The sequence below is a fragment of the uncultured Bacteroides sp. genome (assembly GCF_910586915.1).
GTDB lineage: Bacteria > Bacteroidota > Bacteroidia > Bacteroidales > Bacteroidaceae > Bacteroides.
On sequence record NZ_CAJULN010000002.1, the window covers coordinates 117,508 to 136,246 of the forward strand.

An 18,739-nucleotide genomic window follows, 5' to 3' on the forward strand; every position below is an offset into this window, starting at 1 on the left:
ACATTTTCCATTGAGACTTTTTTCTTATCCTTCAAATTCGATTGGGTTATTCCCACTCGATGGTTGCAGGCGGTTTGGAACTGATATCATAGGTGACGCGGTTCACTCCCTTCACCTTATTAATAATATCATTCGAAACCTTACCCATAAATTCATAAGGCAGATGTGCCCAGTCGGCAGTCATGGCATCCGTAGATGTTACGGCGCGCAAGGCAACCGCCCTTTCGTACGTACGTTCGTCGCCCATCACACCGACAGATTGTACGGGCAACAGGATAACCCCTGCCTGCCAAACCTTATCGTACAATCCCCAGTCGCGCAATCCCTGAATAAAGATATCATCGGCATCTTGCAGGATACGCACTTTCTCCGGAGTAATATCGCCCAGGATACGTACAGCCAATCCCGGACCCGGGAACGGATGACGGGTAATCAGATGTTCGGGCATTCCCAATTCGCGGCCTACACGCCGAACTTCATCCTTAAACAGCAGGCGAAGAGGTTCGCACAACTTCAAATTCATCTTTTCAGGAAGCCCTCCTACATTGTGATGGCTCTTAATCACCGTACCCGTGATGGACAACGATTCAATGCAGTCCGGATAGATAGTGCCCTGAGCCAGCCATTTCACGTCTTTGATTTTGTGGGCTTCCACATCAAACACATCGATAAAGCCTTTGCCGATAATCTTGCGTTTTTTCTCCGGTTCGGTCACACCCGCCAACTCCGTGAAGAACTTCTCGCTGGCATCTACGCCGATTACATTCAGGCCGAGACATTCATAATCGGCCATTACATTCCTGAACTCATTCTTACGCAGCATACCGTGGTCCACGAAGATACAAGTGAGGTTCTTGCCAATGGCTTTGTTCAGCAACACCGCCGCAACCGACGAATCGACACCTCCGCTCAAACCGAGAACGACTTTATCGTCGCCCAACTGTGCCTTCAGCTCGGCAACCGTGCTTTCAATAAAGGAAGCCGGCGACCAGTCTTGTTTGCAACCGCAAACATCTACCACAAAATTTTTCAGAATCTGCGTTCCGTCCTCACTGTGGAATACCTCGGGATGGAATTGTACGCCCCACACATTTTCACCTTCTATCTGATAAGCAGCAATCTCTACCTTATCGGTCGAAGCGATTTTCTTAAAATTATCCGGAATGGCGGTAATTGTGTCACCGTGACTCATCCATACCTGTGAATTGTCACGAACTCCTTTGAACAATACATTATCTTTGCAGAAAGAAGCGAGATGAGCACGTCCGTATTCGCGCGTACCGGCAGGTTCCACTCTGCCGCCATTGGTGTACGACATAAACTGTGCGCCATAGCATATACCCAATATGGGATATTTACCGCGAATCTCACTCAAATCTACTTTGAAAGCATCTTTGTCATAAACAGAAAAAGGGCTTCCCGAAAGGATCACCCCTTTAATCGTAGCATCATCTTTGGGAAATTTGTTGTAAGGAACAATTTCGCAATATGTGTCCAATTCACGGACACGGCGACCTATAAGTTGCGTTGTCTGCGAACCGAAATCAAGAATTATTATTTTTTCCTGCATATCAATGTATGGATTTTTAATAAAATAGTGTGCAAAAGTAGAAAAAAGTACGCAATCTGTATAACAATGAAGGAAAAAAGTAAAGGAGACTCACAAGATAATACTCGGAATCTCCTTTATTTTTTTAATCCGTTCAAGCCTTCTTTTCTTTCAGCAAATCACGAATTTCAGCCAACAGCACCTCTTCTTTCGTCGGTGCGGGCGGAGCGGGTGGCGCTGCCGCCGCTTCTTCTTTCTTTCTATTCGTCAGTTTCGTAATCAGACGTATAAACAAGAATATGGCAAAAGCAATAATCAGAAAGTCGAAAGTGGTCTGAAGGAACTGACCGTAATCCAACGATACCGCAGGCGCAATCTCTTTGCCGTCAGCTCCTACCTCTGCCGCTTTCATTACCCATTTCAAATCCGTAAAGTTCACACCGCCAACCAATAGGCCGATCGGCGGCATGATTACATTAGCCACCAATGACGATACAATTTTTCCAAACACACCACCAATCACTACACCGACAGCCATGTCAATAACGTTGCCTTTCATGGCAAACGCTTTAAAGTCCTGTAAAAATGTACTCTTTCCCATCTTTTTCAATATTTAATATGAATTTAATGCGCGAATATAAAAACATTTTCGTAATTTTGCACCGCATTTGGAAATAAAACAAGTGCGCAGGCTAAGAGATATTTGAACAAATATTATAAAACCCTTAAAAGTTTAAACAAAATGATTAAAGTAGGTATTAATGGATTCGGACGTATCGGACGTTTCGTTTTCCGCGCTGCAATGAAAAGAAACGATATTCAAATCGTAGGTATCAACGACCTTTGCCCGGTTGATTACTTGGCTTATATGCTGAAGTATGATACAATGCACGGCCAGTTCGACGGTACTATCGAAGCAGACGTTGAAAACAGCAAACTGATTGTTAACGGTCAAGCTATCCGTATCACGGCTGAAAGAAATCCGGCTGACTTGAAATGGAACGAAGTTGAAGCTGAATACGTTGTTGAATCTACAGGTTTATTCTTGAGCAAAGACAAAGCTCAGGCTCACATCGAAGCTGGTGCAAAATATGTTGTAATGTCAGCTCCTTCTAAAGATGATACTCCGATGTTCGTTTGCGGTGTAAACGAAAAAACATACGTTAAAGGTACTCAGTTCGTATCTAACGCTTCTTGTACTACTAACTGCTTGGCTCCTATCGCTAAAGTATTGAACGACAAGTTCGGTATCCTTGACGGTTTGATGACTACAGTTCACTCTACAACTGCTACTCAGAAAACAGTTGACGGTCCTTCTATGAAAGACTGGAGAGGTGGCCGTGCTGCTTCTGGCAACATCATCCCTTCTTCTACTGGTGCTGCTAAGGCTGTAGGTAAAGTTATCCCTGCTTTGAACGGCAAACTGACTGGTATGTCTATGCGTGTTCCGACTTTGGACGTATCTGTAGTTGACTTGACAGTTAACTTGGCTAAACCGGCTACTTACGCTGAAATCTGCGCTGCAATGAAGGAAGCTTCTGAAGGCGAATTGAAAGGTATCCTGGGTTACACTGAAGATGCAGTAGTTTCTTCTGACTTCTTGGGCGACGTTCGTACTTCTATCTTCGACGCTAAAGCAGGTATCGCTTTGACTGATACTTTCGTTAAAGTTGTATCTTGGTATGACAACGAAATCGGTTACTCTAACAAAGTTCTTGACTTGATCGCTCATATGGCATCAGTTAACGCTTAATTAGAAGATTAACATATAAGAAACCGTCATGGGAAACCGTGGCGGTTTTTTTTGTGCATTTCATTTTATATATTGTTAAAAAGCAAACGGTTATCCGCTGTATAAGCCACAATTTTAGTAGATTTGCGTTCCTATGAAGAAATTATTAATAACATTGATACTTGTTTGCACCATGAACAATATAGCAAAGGCCCAGAATCCGTTCTTCGGGCAATATCAGACGCCGCACGGAACCGTGCCTTTCGACCGAATAAGAACCGAACACTATGAACCTGCCATCCTCGAAGGAATCAAGCAGCAAAACGCCGAACTGGAAGCCATCATACAGAATCCGGAGAAAGCGACATTCGACAACACCATAGAAGCCTTCGAAAATTCGGGAGATTTATTGGATAGAGTGACAGCCGTATTCGGAAATATGCTAAGCGCGGAAACGAATGACGACCTGCAAGCATTAGCCCAAAAAATCATGCCGTTGCTCAGCGAGCACAGCAACAATATCACACTGAACGAAAAACTGTTTGCACGCGTGAAAGAGGTATATAACCAAAAAGAGAACTTGCCGCTTACACCGGAGCAACGCAAATTATTGGAAAATGCATATGACAGTTTCGTTCGCCACGGTGCCAACTTAGAAGGCGAAGCACGCGAAGAGTACCGCCGGCTGACTACCGAACTGAGCAAACTGACACTCGATTTCAGCGAAAACAACCTGAAAGAAACCAATAGTTACCAAATGTTGCTGACCAAAGAGGAGAGTCTCGCCGGATTGCCCGACATCATCGTAGAAGCTGCTGCCGAAACAGCCAAAAGCGAAGATAAAGAGGGATGGGCGTTCACCCTCCATGCACCAAGCTATATTCCTTTCATGACGTATGCGGCCAACCGCGATTTACGCCAAAAACTGTATATGGCTTACAATACCAAGTGTACGCACGACAATGAATTCAACAACATCGAAATCGTAAAGAAGATAGCCAATACACGCATGAAGATAGCCCAACTGTTGGGATACAAGGATTATGCGAAATATATGCTCGTAAAACGAATGGCTGAAAACAGCGAATCTGTATACAGGCTGCTCAACCAACTATTGGAAGCATACACTCCCACCGCGCAGCAGGAATACAGGGAAGTACAAGAACTGGCACGCCGGGAACAGGGAGACGACTTTGTTGTAATGCCCTGGGATTGGAGCTATTATTCAAACAAACTGAAAGACAAGAAATTCAATATAAACGAAGAGATGCTTCGCCCCTACTTCGAGCTTGAGCAGGTTAAAAAAGGAGTATTCGGGCTGGCAGAAAGGTTATATGGCATCACATTCCGGAAAAACGCCGAGATTCCGGTCTACCATAAAGATGTAGAAGCCTTTGAAGTGTTCGATAAGAAGGGAAAATTCCTTGCGGTCTTATACACCGACTTCCACCCGCGTTCCGGCAAACGTTCGGGTGCCTGGATGACAAGCTACAAAGAGCAATGGATAAACCAACAGACAGGTGAAAACAGCCGTCCGCACGTATCTGTTGTAATGAATTTCACCAAACCGACCGAAAACAAGCCTGCCTTGCTGACGTTCAATGAAGTGGAGACATTCCTGCATGAATTCGGACACAGCCTGCACGGTATATTTGCCAACTCAACTTACAAGAGTTTAAGCGGTACGAATGTATATTGGGATTTCGTAGAACTTCCTTCACAGATTATGGAGAACTTCGCCATCGAAAAAGATTTTCTGAATACTTTCGCCCGCCATTATCAGACAGGAAAAGTCTTGCCGGAGGAATTAATCAAACGCCTGACAGACGCATCGAATTTCAATATCGCATACGCCTGTTTGCGACAGTTGAGTTTCGGATTGCTTGATATGGCTTGGTACACACGAACCGTTCCTTTCGAGGGAGATGTGAAGTCTTACGAGCAGGAAGCATGGAGAAAAACGCAAATATTGCCTGTCGTGCAAGAGGCTTGCATGAGCACACAGTTCTCTCATATCTTTGCCGGCGGATACGCTGCCGGATATTACAGCTATAAATGGGCGGAAGTATTGGATGCAGATGCTTTCTCGCTATTCAAACAAAAAGGAATATTCAACCGGGAAGTTGCCGATTCGTTCCGCAACCATATCCTGTCGAAAGGAGGCACGGAGCATCCTATGACGCTTTACAAACGTTTTCGCGGACAGGAACCGACCATTGACGCTTTGTTAATCAGAAACGGAATCAAGAAATAAGTAACAGGCCATAATTAAACAGAATGAAAAGTATATACAAAATTGCAGGATTACTGCTATTGCTTCCTTTATTTTCCGGATGCAATGATACGGACGATGTAAATGCCATCTTCACAGGAAAGACATGGAAACTAAACTACATCACAGTAGATGGCGGTCATGAAATGTTCGGTTTTTGGGAAAATGAAGCAGATAAAAGGAAAAGCATCGAAGAGTTGAATAAAAAAGGAACATACAATGTCGTTTTTGAAGGCGCAGCCGAGGGAGAGGTCATCAACGGAAAAATTAAAGGAACCGTAACCTCTGCTTATCCCCTTACCGGAACCTGGAGTGCAAACGGCAAAAACAATCATTTCAACGCTAACATCACAGAAGGAGATGGCAGCAAAGACAGACTCGCCTACAATTTTATGGAAGGACTCAATAATGCTACTTCCTATGAAGGAGACAACAAAAACTTATACCTGCTATATAAGCCTAAAGACAGCAAGCAGACTTTCCGTATGGTTTTCTACGTGGTAAACAACTAACAATAAAGAAACATGGACTCAGAAAAGAAACAATTAGAACTTGACAAACGTTATATACGTATGGCTAACATATGGGCTGAAAACTCCTATTGCCAACGTCGTAAAGTAGGCGCTTTGATCGTTAAGGACCAAATGATTATCTCTGACGGCTACAACGGAACGCCTTCGGGATTCGAGAATGTATGCGAAGACGAGAACAATTTGACCAAACCATACGTGCTCCATGCGGAAGCCAACGCCATTACTAAAATAGCACGCTCAAACAATAGCAGCAACGGAGCCACGATGTATGTCACGGCTTCTCCCTGCATCGAATGTGCCAAACTCATCATACAGGCAGGAATCAAACGGGTGGTTTACTCCGAACACTATCGCCTGGAAGATGGTATAGAGTTATTAAAACGGGCAGGAATTGAAATCATCTATACAGCACCGGATGAAAATTCCGCTTTGAACAAATAATAAGACGAACGTTAAAAAAAGGAATGGACATGAGTAGAAGAAACTCTTCGCGTTTTACACCTATCATCATAGCGGTCAGCGTGGTAATCGGTATTCTTATCGGCACATTTTATGCCAAGCATTTTGCCGGCAACCGTTTAGGAATCATCAACGGCTCTTCCAACAAACTGAATGCACTGCTACGAATCGTAGATGACCAGTACGTGGATACCGTAAACATGAAAGACCTTGTGGAAAAAGCAATGCCGCAGATTTTGGCTGAACTCGACCCGCATTCAACATATATTCCGGCTCAGAACCTCGAAGCAATCAACGCCGAACTGGAAGGCAGTTTTAGCGGAATCGGTATTCAGTTTACCATACAGAATGACACCATTCATGTGAATGCTGTTATTCAGGGAGGTCCTTCCGAAAAGGTCGGATTGATGGCGGGCGACCGTATTGTCATGGTAGACGACAGCCTGTTCGTCGGTAAAAAGGTGACCAACGAACGTGCCATGCGTACTCTTAAAGGTCCTAAAGGCTCGCAAGTGAAGTTGGGCGTCAAACGTATGGGAGAGAAAGACTTACTGAATTTCGCCATCACCCGGGGAGACATTCCTCAAAATACAGTTGATGCATCTTATATGTTAAACGACGATATCGGATACATAAAAGTCAGCAAGTTCGGCCGTACCACACACGTAGAACTGCTCAATGCATTGGCACAACTCAATCATAAGAAATGTAAAGGGCTGATTGTCGACTTGCGCGGCAATACCGGCGGATACATGGAAGCCGCCATCCGTATGGTAAATGAGTTCCTGCCCGAAGGAAAACTGATTGTATATACCCAGGGGCGCAAATATCCGCGTGCAGAGGAATATGCCAACGGCACAGGCAGTTGCCAGAAAATGCCATTGGTGGTATTGATTGACGAAAGTTCCGCATCCGCCAGTGAAATCTTCACCGGAGCCATTCAGGACAACGACCGGGGTACCATAGTAGGACGCCGCTCTTTTGGCAAAGGACTTGTGCAACAGCCGATCGATTTCAGCGACGGTTCTGCCATCCGCCTGACAATTGCCCGTTACTACACTCCTTCCGGACGTTGTATCCAGCGTCCTTACGAAAGTGGCAAAGACCGCAACTACGAACTTGATTTATACACCCGTTACGAACATGGAGAATTCTTCTCACGCGACAGCATCAAACAAAACGAGAACGAACGTTACAGCACCACTTTAGGACGCACCGTATATGGTGGCGGCGGTATCATGCCGGATATCTTCGTGCCACAAGATACGACAGGGGTCACTTCCTATCTTTCTACAATTATCAGCCGCAGTCTGAACATTCCGTTCACATTCCAATATACGGACAATAACCGGAAAAAACTCAGCGAGTATGAAACCGAGGAAGAGTTGCTGAACTACCTCCGCCGTCAGGGATTGGTTGAACAGTTCATCCGTTTTGCCGAAAGCAAAGGAGTGAAAAGAAGAAATATTCTTATCCAAAAATCCTATAAGTTATTGGAAAAAAACATCTATGGCAATATCATCTACAATATGCTGGGGCTGGAAGCCTATCTCAAATACTTCAACAAGACGGATGCTACTGTCAACAAGGGTATCGAAATACTCGAAAAAGGAGAGGCTTTCCCAAAAGCTCCCGTAGCAGTTGAAGAGGAAAATAGTACACAGAACCTCAAAGATGGAAAAGAAAAAAGAACTGCGTAAATGCATCGCATCACAGAAAATCCGCTACAAGGATTCGTCTGTGCTAAAATCACAGTCAGCCAAAATACTTGCCGCCCTTGAAGCCCACCCGGCTTTCAGGGCGGCAAATACCATATTGCTTTATCATTCGCTGAAAGATGAAGTAGACACACACGCTTTTATCCGGAAATGGAGCAACCGAAAACGTATTCTGCTGCCCGTAGTTATCGGCAATGATTTGGAATTACGCATCTATAGCACTCCCGAAGATATGACCATCGGCAGTTATGGCATAAAAGAATCGACCGGAGAAGTGTTTATAGATTATGCGGCGATAGATTTCATCGCCGTTCCTGGAGTTGCTTTCGACCTGAAAGGCAATCGGCTGGGACGTGGAAAAGGATATTACGACCGACTTCTGCCACGCATTCCGTCTGCCTTCAAAGCCGGCATCTGTTTTCCGTTTCAATTAGTGGAAGAAGTTCCCGCAGAACCGCACGATATCCGTATGGATACAATTATAACAGACCACGATCCGTCCGTTGTCAACGGAAAATGATATTTGTAATAACCGTAGCTCCCACCTTCTCATTAAGCGCACGTATCAACACGGCACGCCCCATCATAAGTTCCTGCCGGAGAGCAGCCGAAGTGAGATGAACATACAAAGTTTGGTTACGAATAAAAAGATTACTGGTATAAGTTGCCGCAGGTCCTAAAACTTGAGGCCATGCATCCAGCAGTCTCTGTTCGTTCAACGGAGACTCCAAACTCTCCTGACGAAGAAACTGCTGAATCAGTTTTCCTATCTGCTCGGCATCATTCCGCTTCATTGCTCAACCTCCGTTTCGTGAATCGCTCCCCCTTCCACACGGAAAATCTTAAAGTCGCTGCCAATCTTATGTAAAATACGGTCCAGATGTTCGCGGTTCGTATCCGTTATAAATATCTGTCCGAAATTGTCGCCCGCCACCAACTTGACAATCTGCTCCACGCGCGAAGCATCCAACTTATCAAAAATATCATCCAACAACAATAACGGAACCGTGCTTCCGGTGCGTTTCAGAAAGTCGAACTGCGCCAGTTTCAATGCAACAAGATAGGTTTTATTCTGCCCTTGCGAGCCCTCTTTCTTTATCGGAAATTCGCCCAACAGCATATTCAGCTCATCCTTATGAATCCCCCGCAAAGAGAACCCCATAATCTTATCGCGCTCCCTGCTCTGTTTCAACACTTCCAGCAGGGAAGCATCGCGCGCATGAGATTCATAAGACAATCCCACAGATTCTCTGTCCTGAGAAATAAAAGAATAGAAAGACTGAAAAATAGGAATAAACTCCTTGATAAACGCTTCACGCTTGCTGAACACAATTTCACCCGCCTGCGCCATCATTTCCTCCCAAACCAAAAACAGCTCCTCCTCCACGGGAAACTCACTTTTCAGCAGTGTGTTACGCTGTGTCAACGCTTTGTTATACCGTATCAACGCATCCAAATACTCTTTGTCGTACTGCGAAATCACCACATCCATAAACCGCCGCCTTTCATCACTTCCTCCGGCTATCAGTTCCGAATCGGCCGGCGATACCATCACCAAAGGCAGAAAACCGATGTGGTCGGAAAAACGGCTATATTCCTTCTTGTTACGCTTGAACTGTTTCTTTGAACGGCGTTTCATTCCACAATAAATTTCTTCGGGCGTCCCGTCTTCCGCTTCATAAAAACCTTGAATGACAAAAAAGTCCTGTTCGTGACGAATATTCTGAGAATCAATCGGATTCCCCGAACTCTTGCAGAAAGAAAGAAAATAGACTGCATCCAGCAGATTCGTCTTTCCCATTCCGTTCTGCCCGAAAAAACAATTCAGTTTGGCGGAGAATCCTAACTCCACTTCTTCCAGATTCTTATAATTTAAGATGGATATTCGTTTCAGTATCATTGCGTACACATTAATTTTATTCACAAAAGTAGCAAGATTTTCGTGGTTTTCGGATGTAAAATAAAAAAAGATGGCTCTAAATTTCATTTGTAGATATAAAAAAACTACTTTTGCGATTCGAAATATCAAATAGTGAATAATAACAAAAAGAATCATAATAAAATGGCAGAACAGAAAAATCAGAACGAACATCTGAATGTAGAAGATGCACTGACACAATCGGAAGCATTTCTCATCAAGTACAAAAACGCAATCATCGGCGGTGTTGTTGCAGTGATTGTTGTTGTAGCAGGTATCATCATGTATAAGAACCTCTATGCTGAACCACGTGAAGAAAAAGCACAGGCAGCCCTTTTCAAAGGACAGGAATACTTTGAGCAGGATGCTTTCGAACAGGCTTTGAACGGTGACAGCATCGGTTATACCGGTTTCCTGAAAGTAGCTGACGAGTACAGTGGAACAAAAGCTGCAAACCTGGCGAAAGCATACGCAGGTATTTGCTATGCACAACTCGGTAAATACGAAGAAGCCGTGAAGATGTTGGACAGTTTCAACGGAAAAGACCAAATGGTTGCCCCTGCAATCTTAGGTGCCATCGGAAATTGCTATGCACAACTCGGACAATTGGATAAAGCAGCTTCTACCTTGATGTCGGCAGCAGACAAAGCTGACAATAACACATTAAGCCCGATTTTCCTGGTACAAGCCGGAGAAATCCTGGTGAAACAAGGAAAATTTGACGATGCAGTGAAAGCCTATACCCAAATCAAGGAAAAATACTTCCAGTCTTACCAAGCTATGGACATCGACAAGTACATCGAACAAGCAAAACTGATGAAGAAGTAATATACCTTATTATATATAAGAATATTCAGGCACGGATTACACAGATTGACACGGATTAAACAGTTATCAACAACGACCGTGAAATCCGTGTAATCCGTGCCTTTTTTCCCACCCTTTCCAAAATTTCATTTTTTAATTTTTAATTCTCAATTTATTATGGCAACAGCTTATCATAACTTATCCGAATACGATTTCGATTCGGTTCCGAATGCAGAAGAGATGAAATTCGGCATCGTGGTGTCCGAATGGAATTTCAATATAACAGGTGCTTTGCTGAAAGGTGCAGTCGACACCTTAAAAAAACATGGAGCAAAAGAAGAAAATATTATGGTGAAAACCGTTCCGGGAAGTTTCGAACTTACTTTCGGTGCCAATCAAATGATAGAAAATTGCGATATTGATGCAATTATCGCAATCGGTTGCGTAATTAAAGGAGATACCCCACATTTTGATTATGTTTGTATGGGAGCTACTCAAGGAATCACTGAACTAAACGCAACCGGCTATATACCAGTGATTTACGGACTAATCACGACCAATACAATGGAACAAGCAGAGGATCGTGCAGGCGGTAAATTGGGGAACAAAGGAGACGAATGTGCAATTTCTGCAATAAAAATGATCGATTTTGTTTGGAGTTTAAATAAATAGTCGTATCTTTGCATCGCAATTGAGAAACAAAGCATCTCAAAAGCGAAAAGGGCAAATACCAGAGTGGTCAAATGGGGCAGACTGTAAATCTGCTGGCTTACGCCTTCGGTGGTTCGAATCCATCTTTGCCCACAAAAATTGCGGAAGTAGCTCAGTTGATAGAGCATTAGCCTTCCAAGCTGAGGGTCGCGGGTTTGAGCCCCGTCTTCCGCTCTACGAAGAGAATCTGAGAAATTGGATTCTCTTTTTTGTTTTACTTCAGACCGCTATGATTATGAAAGATTCTCAAACACAAACTCACGTACTCCGGTTAGCGCATTCCCCTATCCCTACCGTACACATCGGAATTATAGGACTGGGCAATCGGGGATTGCTCACCCTGCAACGCTATCTGCAAATAGAAGGCGTAGCAATCAAAGCCCTTTGTGAAATCAGAGAAGGCAATCTCCAAAAGGCGCAACAACAATTAAAAGAGGCAAATCGTCCCGAAGCCATCGGATACACCGGCATAGACGGTTGGAAAAAGATGTGTGAATCGGACGGTTTGGATATTATTTTCATCTGTACCGACTGGCTGATGCATACTGTCATGGCAACGTTTGCCATGCAATGCAACAAACACGTAGCCATCGAAGTTCCGGCAGCCATGAGTGTGGAAGAATGCTGGCAACTGGTCGATACGGCTGAGAAAACCCGGCGTCACTGCATCATGTTGGAAAACTGTTGCTATGATTCTTTTGCACTGACCACGCTCAATATGGCACGCCGTGGAATACTCGGAGAAATCATGCACGTAGAAGGAGCTTACATCCACGACCTTCGCTCCATGTATTTTGCCGAAGAAAACGAAGGCGGTTATCACAATCACTGGGGAAAAAAGTACAGCATCGAACATACCGGTAATCCTTATCCTACCCACGGTTTGGGCCCGGCCTGTCAAATTCTCGACATCCATCGCAGCGACCAGATGGAGTATCTCGTTTCCATGTCTACCCACCAGGCGGGAATGAGCGAATATGCCCGCCGGATGTTCGGTGAATACTCACCCGAAGCCTGCCAGAAATATCGGTTGGGAGATGTCAATACGACCCTTATCCATACACTCAAGGGAAAGACAATCATGCTTCAGTACAACGTTTCCACCCCGCGCCCTTACAGTCGCCTACAGACGGTATGCGGCACATTGGGATTCGCACAGAAATATCCGGTTCCATGCATCGCATTAGACCCGAACGGCGACACACCACTTATGGGAGAAAAACTGGAGAAAACACTGGCACGCTACAAACATCCTTTCAGTGCGACCATCGGTGAAGAAGCACACCGCAAAGGATTACCCAACGAAATGAACTATGTGATGGACTATCGTCTTATCTATTGCCTGCGCAATGGGCTTCCATTAGATATGGATGTATATGATGCTGCCGAATGGTCGTGTATCACGGAATTAAGTGAAAAATCAGTGTTGAACGGAAGCATACCGGTAGAGATACCAGACTTCACCAAAGGAGCTTGGAAGGAGTATAAAAATAAAGTCATCATATAATAATTTAGAAAACATGAAACTACTTTTATCATTAAGAACTTGCCTATTATCTGCACTCTTACTCTGCACAGCCAGTATTTCGGCAGGCAAAATCATCTCAGTAGCCGATTTCGGTCTAAAACCGGACAGCCGTATCAATGCGGTTCCATTCGTACAAAAAGCAATAAAAGCCTGCAAAGAAAATCCGGGTTCCGTACTTGTCTTCCCCAAAGGAAGATATGATTTCTGGGCGCAATACGCAATCGAAAAGGAATATCACGAAACAAATACATATGATGTAAATCCCAAAATCCTTGCAATATTGTTGGATGAAATCAACGACTTGACTATTGACGGCAATGGTTCGGAATTCATCATGCACGGACGAATGCAACCGTTCACCTTAGATCACTGTCAAAACATTACACTGAAAAACTTCACCGTAGACTGGGACATCCCTTTAACTGCACAAGGCACAGTCATTGAATCAACCCCCGAATTCATGGAAATTGAAATCGACGCCTGCCAATATCCGTACATTATCGAAAACAAGCGACTGACTTTTGTCGGTGAAGGATGGAAAAGTAGCGTGTGGTCAATTATGCAGTTCGACCCCAAAACCCACTTCGTTTTGCCCAATACTGGTGACAATCTGGGATGGCGCGGCTATGATGCAGTAGAAGTGTGTCCCGGACGTGTGCGCCTGTCCGACCCCAAAGGAGAAGCAAGCAAATTCTATCCTGCTGCCGGTACCATCCTTGTGTTGCGACATAGTACCCGCGACCACGCCGGTATCTTCATTTTCCATAGCACGAACACTAAAATGGAAAACCTGAAATTATTTCATACTTGCGGATTGGGTATCTTGTCGCAATACAGCAAGAATCTCTCTTTTGACGATGTACATATCATCCCGAATGCTTCAAAAGGACGTGTATTAAGCGGACACGACGATGGCTTTCACTTTATGGGATGCAGCGGTCTGCTCAAAATTGAAAATTGCAGTTGGGCAGGACTGATGGATGATCCCATCAACATTCACGGAACCTGCTCACGCATCATGGAAGTCCTCTCTCCTACCCGCATTAAATGTAAATTCATGCATGACATGAGCGAAGGAATGGAATGGGGACGCCCGGACGAAACGATCGGATTTATAGAACACAAGACAATGCGTACGGTAGCTACCGGAAAGATGAATAAATTTGAAGCACTCAACAAAGCCGAATTTGTCATCGAACTGTCCGCCCCGCTTCCTGCCGGAGTAGAAGCCGGATACGTGATAGAAAACCTGACTTGTACTCCAGATGCAGAAATACGCAACTGCCATTTCGGAAGTTGCCGTGCACGCGGTTTGCTCGTATCTACTCCCGGAAAAGTCATCATCGAAAACAACCGATTCGAATCAAGCGGCTCCGCTATCTTAATTGCCGGAGATGCCAATGCCTGGTACGAATCAGGAGCCGTAAAAGATGTACTAATACGTAACAATGTTTTCAGCTATCCATGCAACTCTTCACTTTACCAATTCTGTGAAGCTGTAATCAGCATTGATCCGGAAATACCGACGCTTGAACAAAAGTATCCATACCATCGTAACATCCGGATTGTAGACAACACCTTCCACCTGTTTGACTATCCGATTCTTTTCGCTCGTTCGGTAAACGGACTGACTTTCTCCAACAACACTCTGATACGCAATACAACCTATCAGCCCTATCACTACCGCAAAGAAGGCATCACGCTGGAAGCCTGCAAATCGGTCATTATTTCAGATAACAAGATTGAAGGAGATGTATTAGGACGTTCTGTAAAATTTAAAAACATGAAATCATCCGATATAAAAATCAGCAGAAACCCATTCTTCCGGAAAATCAAATAAGCAGATATCCAATAAGCTATCGGTGTTGAATGGAAGCACACCGATAGCTATATACGGACTTTACTCGGGAAGCATCGAAAAAAGAATGAATAAAAGAAGATTCTTTTTCAAAAATTTCAAGGTGAGGTAAATATGACGTTCAACGGCTTTTTCACCGATTCCGCAACGGAGGGCAATCTCCCGATAAGTCATATTTTCCTCCCTGCTCATTAAAAATATCTCACGCTGCCGTTCGGGCAATACAGCTATCAACCGGTCGATATATTCCTTCAAATCCTCAGCCACCATCCGGTCTTCCTGATTGTAGGGCTCTTCATTTTCAATGGAACGCAAAACCGTCATCTTGAACATATCTTCGCGTATCTTGCTACGTGTCTTATTAAAAATAATGTTTCGGGTAATAATAAATAAAAAGCCCTCCACCTTCCTATTGTTATCCAACAGATGGCGAGCTTCCCAAAACTTCACAAAAACATCCTGTACGATTTCAGAGATACTGTCGGAAGAAGTTATATATAACTTAGTAAAATTATAGACCCTCTGCCAATAATGGTCATATAATACAGCAAAAGCTATATTATTACCATTTTTTACTTGCTCTATCAACTCTTCCTCTCTCATATTGTACAAAATCTTGCTTTATACAAAGATAAAGATTTTACAGAGAATTACATCTATAAAATGCATGAAAAAAGCCATAGATTAACACGCCGCACAATTATCTGATAAAACAGCAGTGTCAATCTATGGCAAAATTTATAGTTACAATCAATCGGCAAACGGAATTTCAGTCCGTTTACCTGCTGCTGAAACAGCATACAATGTATAGCCGTCATTCCAGTTACCGGAGAGTGTAAAGACATCGGTGTCGGAAGGCGTCGTTTCACCACTGGAGATAAAGATAAGATTATCCGCCTGATCCCTCACTTCATAAACCACTACATTCTGCCAGTTCTTTATTGTAATGGTATTGCCGCTTCGGGTTGCATTTGCTCCGGATATTACCTGTGGTTTGTTTTTGTACAGTTCCCACGTATTATCCGATATATATTCGAGGGCTGTATCCTGCAACTTATCATATCCCAGGCTCTCTACCCTCTTCTTCAATGCTTCTGCCATATCTTCGGTAATTTTCAAGGTTTTCGTGCCATAATCATCAATCAGCTTGTCTACCGGAGTCAGGAATCCCCATTTTTCAAAGAAATCAAGCAGATTCAGACGGGCTGCCACACAACAATTATAAACGAAATCCAACTGAATTTCTCCTTCACTCATGCCACCATAATCTTTTGTACGGGCGTACTCGAATACTTCCGGATAGAAGCCTCCACGGTCCGGCTGTTGAAGAGGAGTCCTTCCAAGCACCTTGCCAAAGTAAAGTTCCAGTTGCCAGAAAGGAACCAGTTTACAAAACACATCGTTCGAATCATCGATGTTGGTAAAGTTGGCGTGAGAAGCTTTCGGAACAATAATACCGTTCCAGGCCTTCGAATATCTGTTGCGGTAAACCGCCCCCATATCCTCGGTCTGTATTCGGGAGGGTTGGCCGAACACCGTAGTCTGCACATACTCCGACATGATGTTATTGGTCACCTCCGTCAGTCCTATCCACTTGATTCCCGGACGGGTCTGGTTGCAATGCCCTATTTCGTGGGCAGGCCCCCAGCAGCCGGAAGTTTTGAGGACAGCCGGATTACAGACATCTCCCATCGTCGTCTGATTGTAGGCGGTGTGATAAGCGGTTGCGTACATAAAAGAGTGATACATGACATTGAGATATATTCTGTTTTTGAACATCTTTCCATATTTCTCCAAACCGAGGAGTTGCATTTCACTGTAAGCAATCTCATCATAAAGGTCAATCAATTCATTACCGTTTGCGGCAGCATATCTCTTGAAATCGTTGGTTTCAAACGTCAGGTGTGCATATCGGCCTACCACATCAAAATATTTGTCCGTAGCTTTCCCCAACAATTCGCTCCAACGCCCCTGGTGTTCTGCATTCTGCGAATCAAAATAACCGTTCACCGTGCCCGAAGCAAAATGAATCTTGACAGGCCGTACCGTTTCCGCCTCTTCCAACGTCTTGGTATGATACATTACATACACCAGTCCTTTTCCACTCATTGTCAACTTATTGACACCACGGTACAACGGATATGTCATTCCCCCGAAACCGTCACCTCCCGGTGCATCCAAATTCTGTACCTTCATTCCAATGTTCTGCCCATATGTATCGCCTACCATGACCACCACCGTTTCTCCTTCTTTCACCGAGATTCCCGTCGGGTTGTCAAGAAGGCTGTATGGATTCGTCTTATGGGTTCCCGACTGAATATCCGGATTGGGGAACGCCTGATACGTTGCCACACGGAAGTTTCTGTCATACTTGCCGTTAAACATATAATAGGCGAGATTCTTGAAAAAAGGATATTTACAGTTCTCGATATCCGCTTCTGTGATTCCCGCCTTGAGGCTGCTACACGTTTCGTCCTCAAAAAGAGTAGAGTAGTCGAAAGCATCCAGATTCTTAGCATAGAATTCCATCTCGGCACAGGAAGCAAATCCCTGGCCGTCGCCCGCGCCGCTTTTTACGATAAAACGGAAAGACTTAGCCCTGACCGTATTATCGAAAGTCACTCTGGTGGCGGTTGCCGAACCTTCAAAATCTTTATCGAGCAACTTCGTAAATGCATTCCCGTCTTCCGAATACTGTATCTCCACTTCTTGAAAACGGCCGTTATATCCGGTGGAACGGGGATAATAAATCAGGTAATCCACATCGGATGCTTCCGCAAAATTATAGGTCAACGTAATCGGGAAATAATTCGCCCCCTCGTTCGACCAATTCGAGTGATACAACGTATTATAATCACCGTCAAAAGACTTTTCGATGCCGTCTCCTCCCTGATGAGAAGTATCAGTACCGCTCACAACTTTCACTTTGACATCCCCTTCGATATCTTCTCCCTCGCCGCTATTGTACTCATTCAACCCATGCTGTACAACCAAAACCGAAGCAGTAGCCGGAGCCGTTTCTTCCGGAGCCCCTTCCGGCAGGACCTCGGTAAACAGGATGGTTCCCTCTCTCTTTTCATCCAATGTGCTGCTTTTCACGCTATAAGTATGGGTCGACGTCACCATTTCCGATGCACGGGTATTTGCTTTCCTGGTAATCCAATCGGGCAGCACGGCGCTTACCTCCACGTTGGAAGTAACATTGAAAGTAATCTCTTTTCCGATGACTTCTACCTCAACCACATTGGTATCAACCAATATGGCAGGCTCATAACCCAACTGGCGGACTTTAACCGCCTTTTTCAATCCCGCCGCCGTTATGGTTATGACAGCTTCACGCACCAGCCTTTCGTCGCTTTCGTCTACGGAAATTTTCAATATCTTTCCTGCCACAGACAGCGTGCACCAACTCTTATCCGCCGTAGCTTCCCAAACCGGAGCATTTGTCGTGACTGTAATGTTCTGCGCACCGGCTTCACATTTAAAGTCCACCACTTCCTTATTGACGGACAAATCGACTCCTTCCAGCACTTCGTCATCGCCGGCACAAGAAAAAGCGACAGCCCACTGTATAAGTGCGAAGAAGATAATCAAACATTTCTTTGTATAACTATTCATCATTTGCCGAAATCTATTACGCTATTTTCCCCTCTA

At 44.4% G+C, this 18,739-nt stretch carries 16 protein-coding genes and 2 tRNA genes; 12 read left to right on the forward strand and 6 right to left on the reverse strand.

The features are described 5' to 3' along the window. Positions 1-46 precede the first annotated feature (46 nt). Both guaA and mscL read right to left on the reverse strand, forming a co-directional pair. Positions 47-1,570 (reverse strand): glutamine-hydrolyzing GMP synthase, encoded by a 1,524-nt coding sequence (gene guaA, locus QZ331_RS01540; protein ID WP_294627408.1) that lies wholly within the window; start codon positions 1,568-1,570, stop codon positions 47-49. 133 nt (positions 1,571-1,703) lie between these two features. Beyond that, the gene (gene mscL / locus QZ331_RS01545) at positions 1,704-2,150 is read right to left on the reverse strand and encodes a large-conductance mechanosensitive channel protein MscL (RefSeq protein WP_294627410.1); all 447 of its coding nucleotides are present in this window, start codon (positions 2,148-2,150) and stop codon (positions 1,704-1,706) included. A 141-nt stretch (positions 2,151-2,291) separates the two neighbouring features. Between mscL and gap the strand changes: the two genes are divergently transcribed. The 6 genes from gap (at position 2,292) to QZ331_RS01575 (ending at position 8,783) form a co-directional block, all read left to right on the forward strand. Next, the gene (gene gap / locus QZ331_RS01550) at positions 2,292-3,302 is read left to right on the forward strand and encodes a type I glyceraldehyde-3-phosphate dehydrogenase (RefSeq protein WP_294627411.1); all 1,011 of its coding nucleotides are present in this window, start codon (positions 2,292-2,294) and stop codon (positions 3,300-3,302) included. Positions 3,303-3,474: 172 nt separating this feature from the next. Continuing rightward, complete coding sequence (locus QZ331_RS01555; protein ID WP_294627505.1) at positions 3,475-5,535, forward strand: M3 family metallopeptidase; 2,061 nt, start codon at positions 3,475-3,477, stop codon at positions 5,533-5,535. 23 nt (positions 5,536-5,558) lie between these two features. After that, positions 5,559-6,065: a DUF4847 family protein gene (locus QZ331_RS01560; RefSeq protein WP_294627413.1), complete on the forward strand. Its 507-nt coding sequence runs from the start codon at positions 5,559-5,561 to the stop codon at positions 6,063-6,065. Positions 6,066-6,077: 12 nt separating this feature from the next. Beyond that, entirely contained in the window at positions 6,078-6,527 is a 450-nt protein-coding gene (locus tag QZ331_RS01565) for a dCMP deaminase family protein (protein WP_294627415.1), read from the forward strand. A gap of 29 nt (positions 6,528-6,556) precedes the next feature. Continuing rightward, positions 6,557-8,245: a S41 family peptidase gene (locus QZ331_RS01570; protein WP_294627417.1), complete on the forward strand. Its 1,689-nt coding sequence runs from the start codon at positions 6,557-6,559 to the stop codon at positions 8,243-8,245. After that, positions 8,220-8,783: a 5-formyltetrahydrofolate cyclo-ligase gene (locus QZ331_RS01575; protein ID WP_294627419.1), complete on the forward strand. Its 564-nt coding sequence runs from the start codon at positions 8,220-8,222 to the stop codon at positions 8,781-8,783. The genes QZ331_RS01570 and QZ331_RS01575 overlap by 26 nt, the downstream gene beginning before the upstream one ends. Here QZ331_RS01575 and QZ331_RS01580 read toward each other — a convergent pair. Then, positions 8,770-9,057: a DUF721 domain-containing protein gene (locus QZ331_RS01580; protein WP_294627421.1), complete on the reverse strand. Its 288-nt coding sequence runs from the start codon at positions 9,055-9,057 to the stop codon at positions 8,770-8,772. The two genes, QZ331_RS01575 and QZ331_RS01580, sit on opposite strands and share 14 nt — an antisense overlap. Beyond that, on the reverse strand, positions 9,054-10,163 hold the full coding sequence (gene recF / locus QZ331_RS01585; protein WP_294627506.1) for a DNA replication and repair protein RecF: 1,110 nt from the start codon (positions 10,161-10,163) through the stop codon (positions 9,054-9,056). Before recF ends, QZ331_RS01580 begins: the two co-directional genes overlap by 4 nt. Positions 10,164-10,325: 162 nt before the next feature. Here recF and QZ331_RS01590 point away from each other — a divergent pair, with 162 nt between their 5' ends. From QZ331_RS01590 to QZ331_RS01615, 6 genes are all read left to right on the forward strand, one after another. Next, entirely contained in the window at positions 10,326-11,009 is a 684-nt protein-coding gene (locus tag QZ331_RS01590) for a tetratricopeptide repeat protein (RefSeq protein ID WP_294627423.1), read from the forward strand. A gap of 156 nt (positions 11,010-11,165) precedes the next feature. Continuing rightward, positions 11,166-11,660, forward strand: a complete 495-nt coding sequence (gene ribH / locus QZ331_RS01595) for a 6,7-dimethyl-8-ribityllumazine synthase (protein WP_294627425.1) — start codon at positions 11,166-11,168, stop codon at positions 11,658-11,660. 49 nt (positions 11,661-11,709) lie between these two features. After that, a tRNA-Tyr gene (locus tag QZ331_RS01600) sits at positions 11,710-11,792 on the forward strand. Positions 11,793-11,800: 8 nt separating this feature from the next. Further along, positions 11,801-11,873, forward strand: a tRNA-Gly gene (locus tag QZ331_RS01605). Between the two features lie 61 nt (positions 11,874-11,934). Further along, positions 11,935-13,206 (forward strand): Gfo/Idh/MocA family oxidoreductase, encoded by a 1,272-nt coding sequence (locus QZ331_RS01610; RefSeq protein WP_294627427.1) that lies wholly within the window; start codon positions 11,935-11,937, stop codon positions 13,204-13,206. Positions 13,207-13,219: 13 nt separating this feature from the next. Further along, positions 13,220-15,067 carry a right-handed parallel beta-helix repeat-containing protein gene (locus QZ331_RS01615; RefSeq protein ID WP_294627429.1) on the forward strand — a complete coding sequence of 616 codons (1,848 nt, stop codon included), beginning with the start codon at positions 13,220-13,222 and terminating at the stop codon, positions 15,065-15,067. Between the two features lie 60 nt (positions 15,068-15,127). Here QZ331_RS01615 and QZ331_RS01620 read toward each other — a convergent pair whose 3' ends face one another. Continuing rightward, positions 15,128-15,688 carry an RNA polymerase sigma-70 factor gene (locus QZ331_RS01620; RefSeq protein ID WP_294627431.1) on the reverse strand — a complete coding sequence of 187 codons (561 nt, stop codon included), beginning with the start codon at positions 15,686-15,688 and terminating at the stop codon, positions 15,128-15,130. A 147-nt stretch (positions 15,689-15,835) separates the two neighbouring features. After that, positions 15,836-18,706, reverse strand: coding sequence for a M60 family metallopeptidase (locus QZ331_RS01625; protein ID WP_294627433.1), 2,871 nt, complete (start codon positions 18,704-18,706; stop codon positions 15,836-15,838). Between the last annotated feature and the right edge of the window lie 33 nt (positions 18,707-18,739).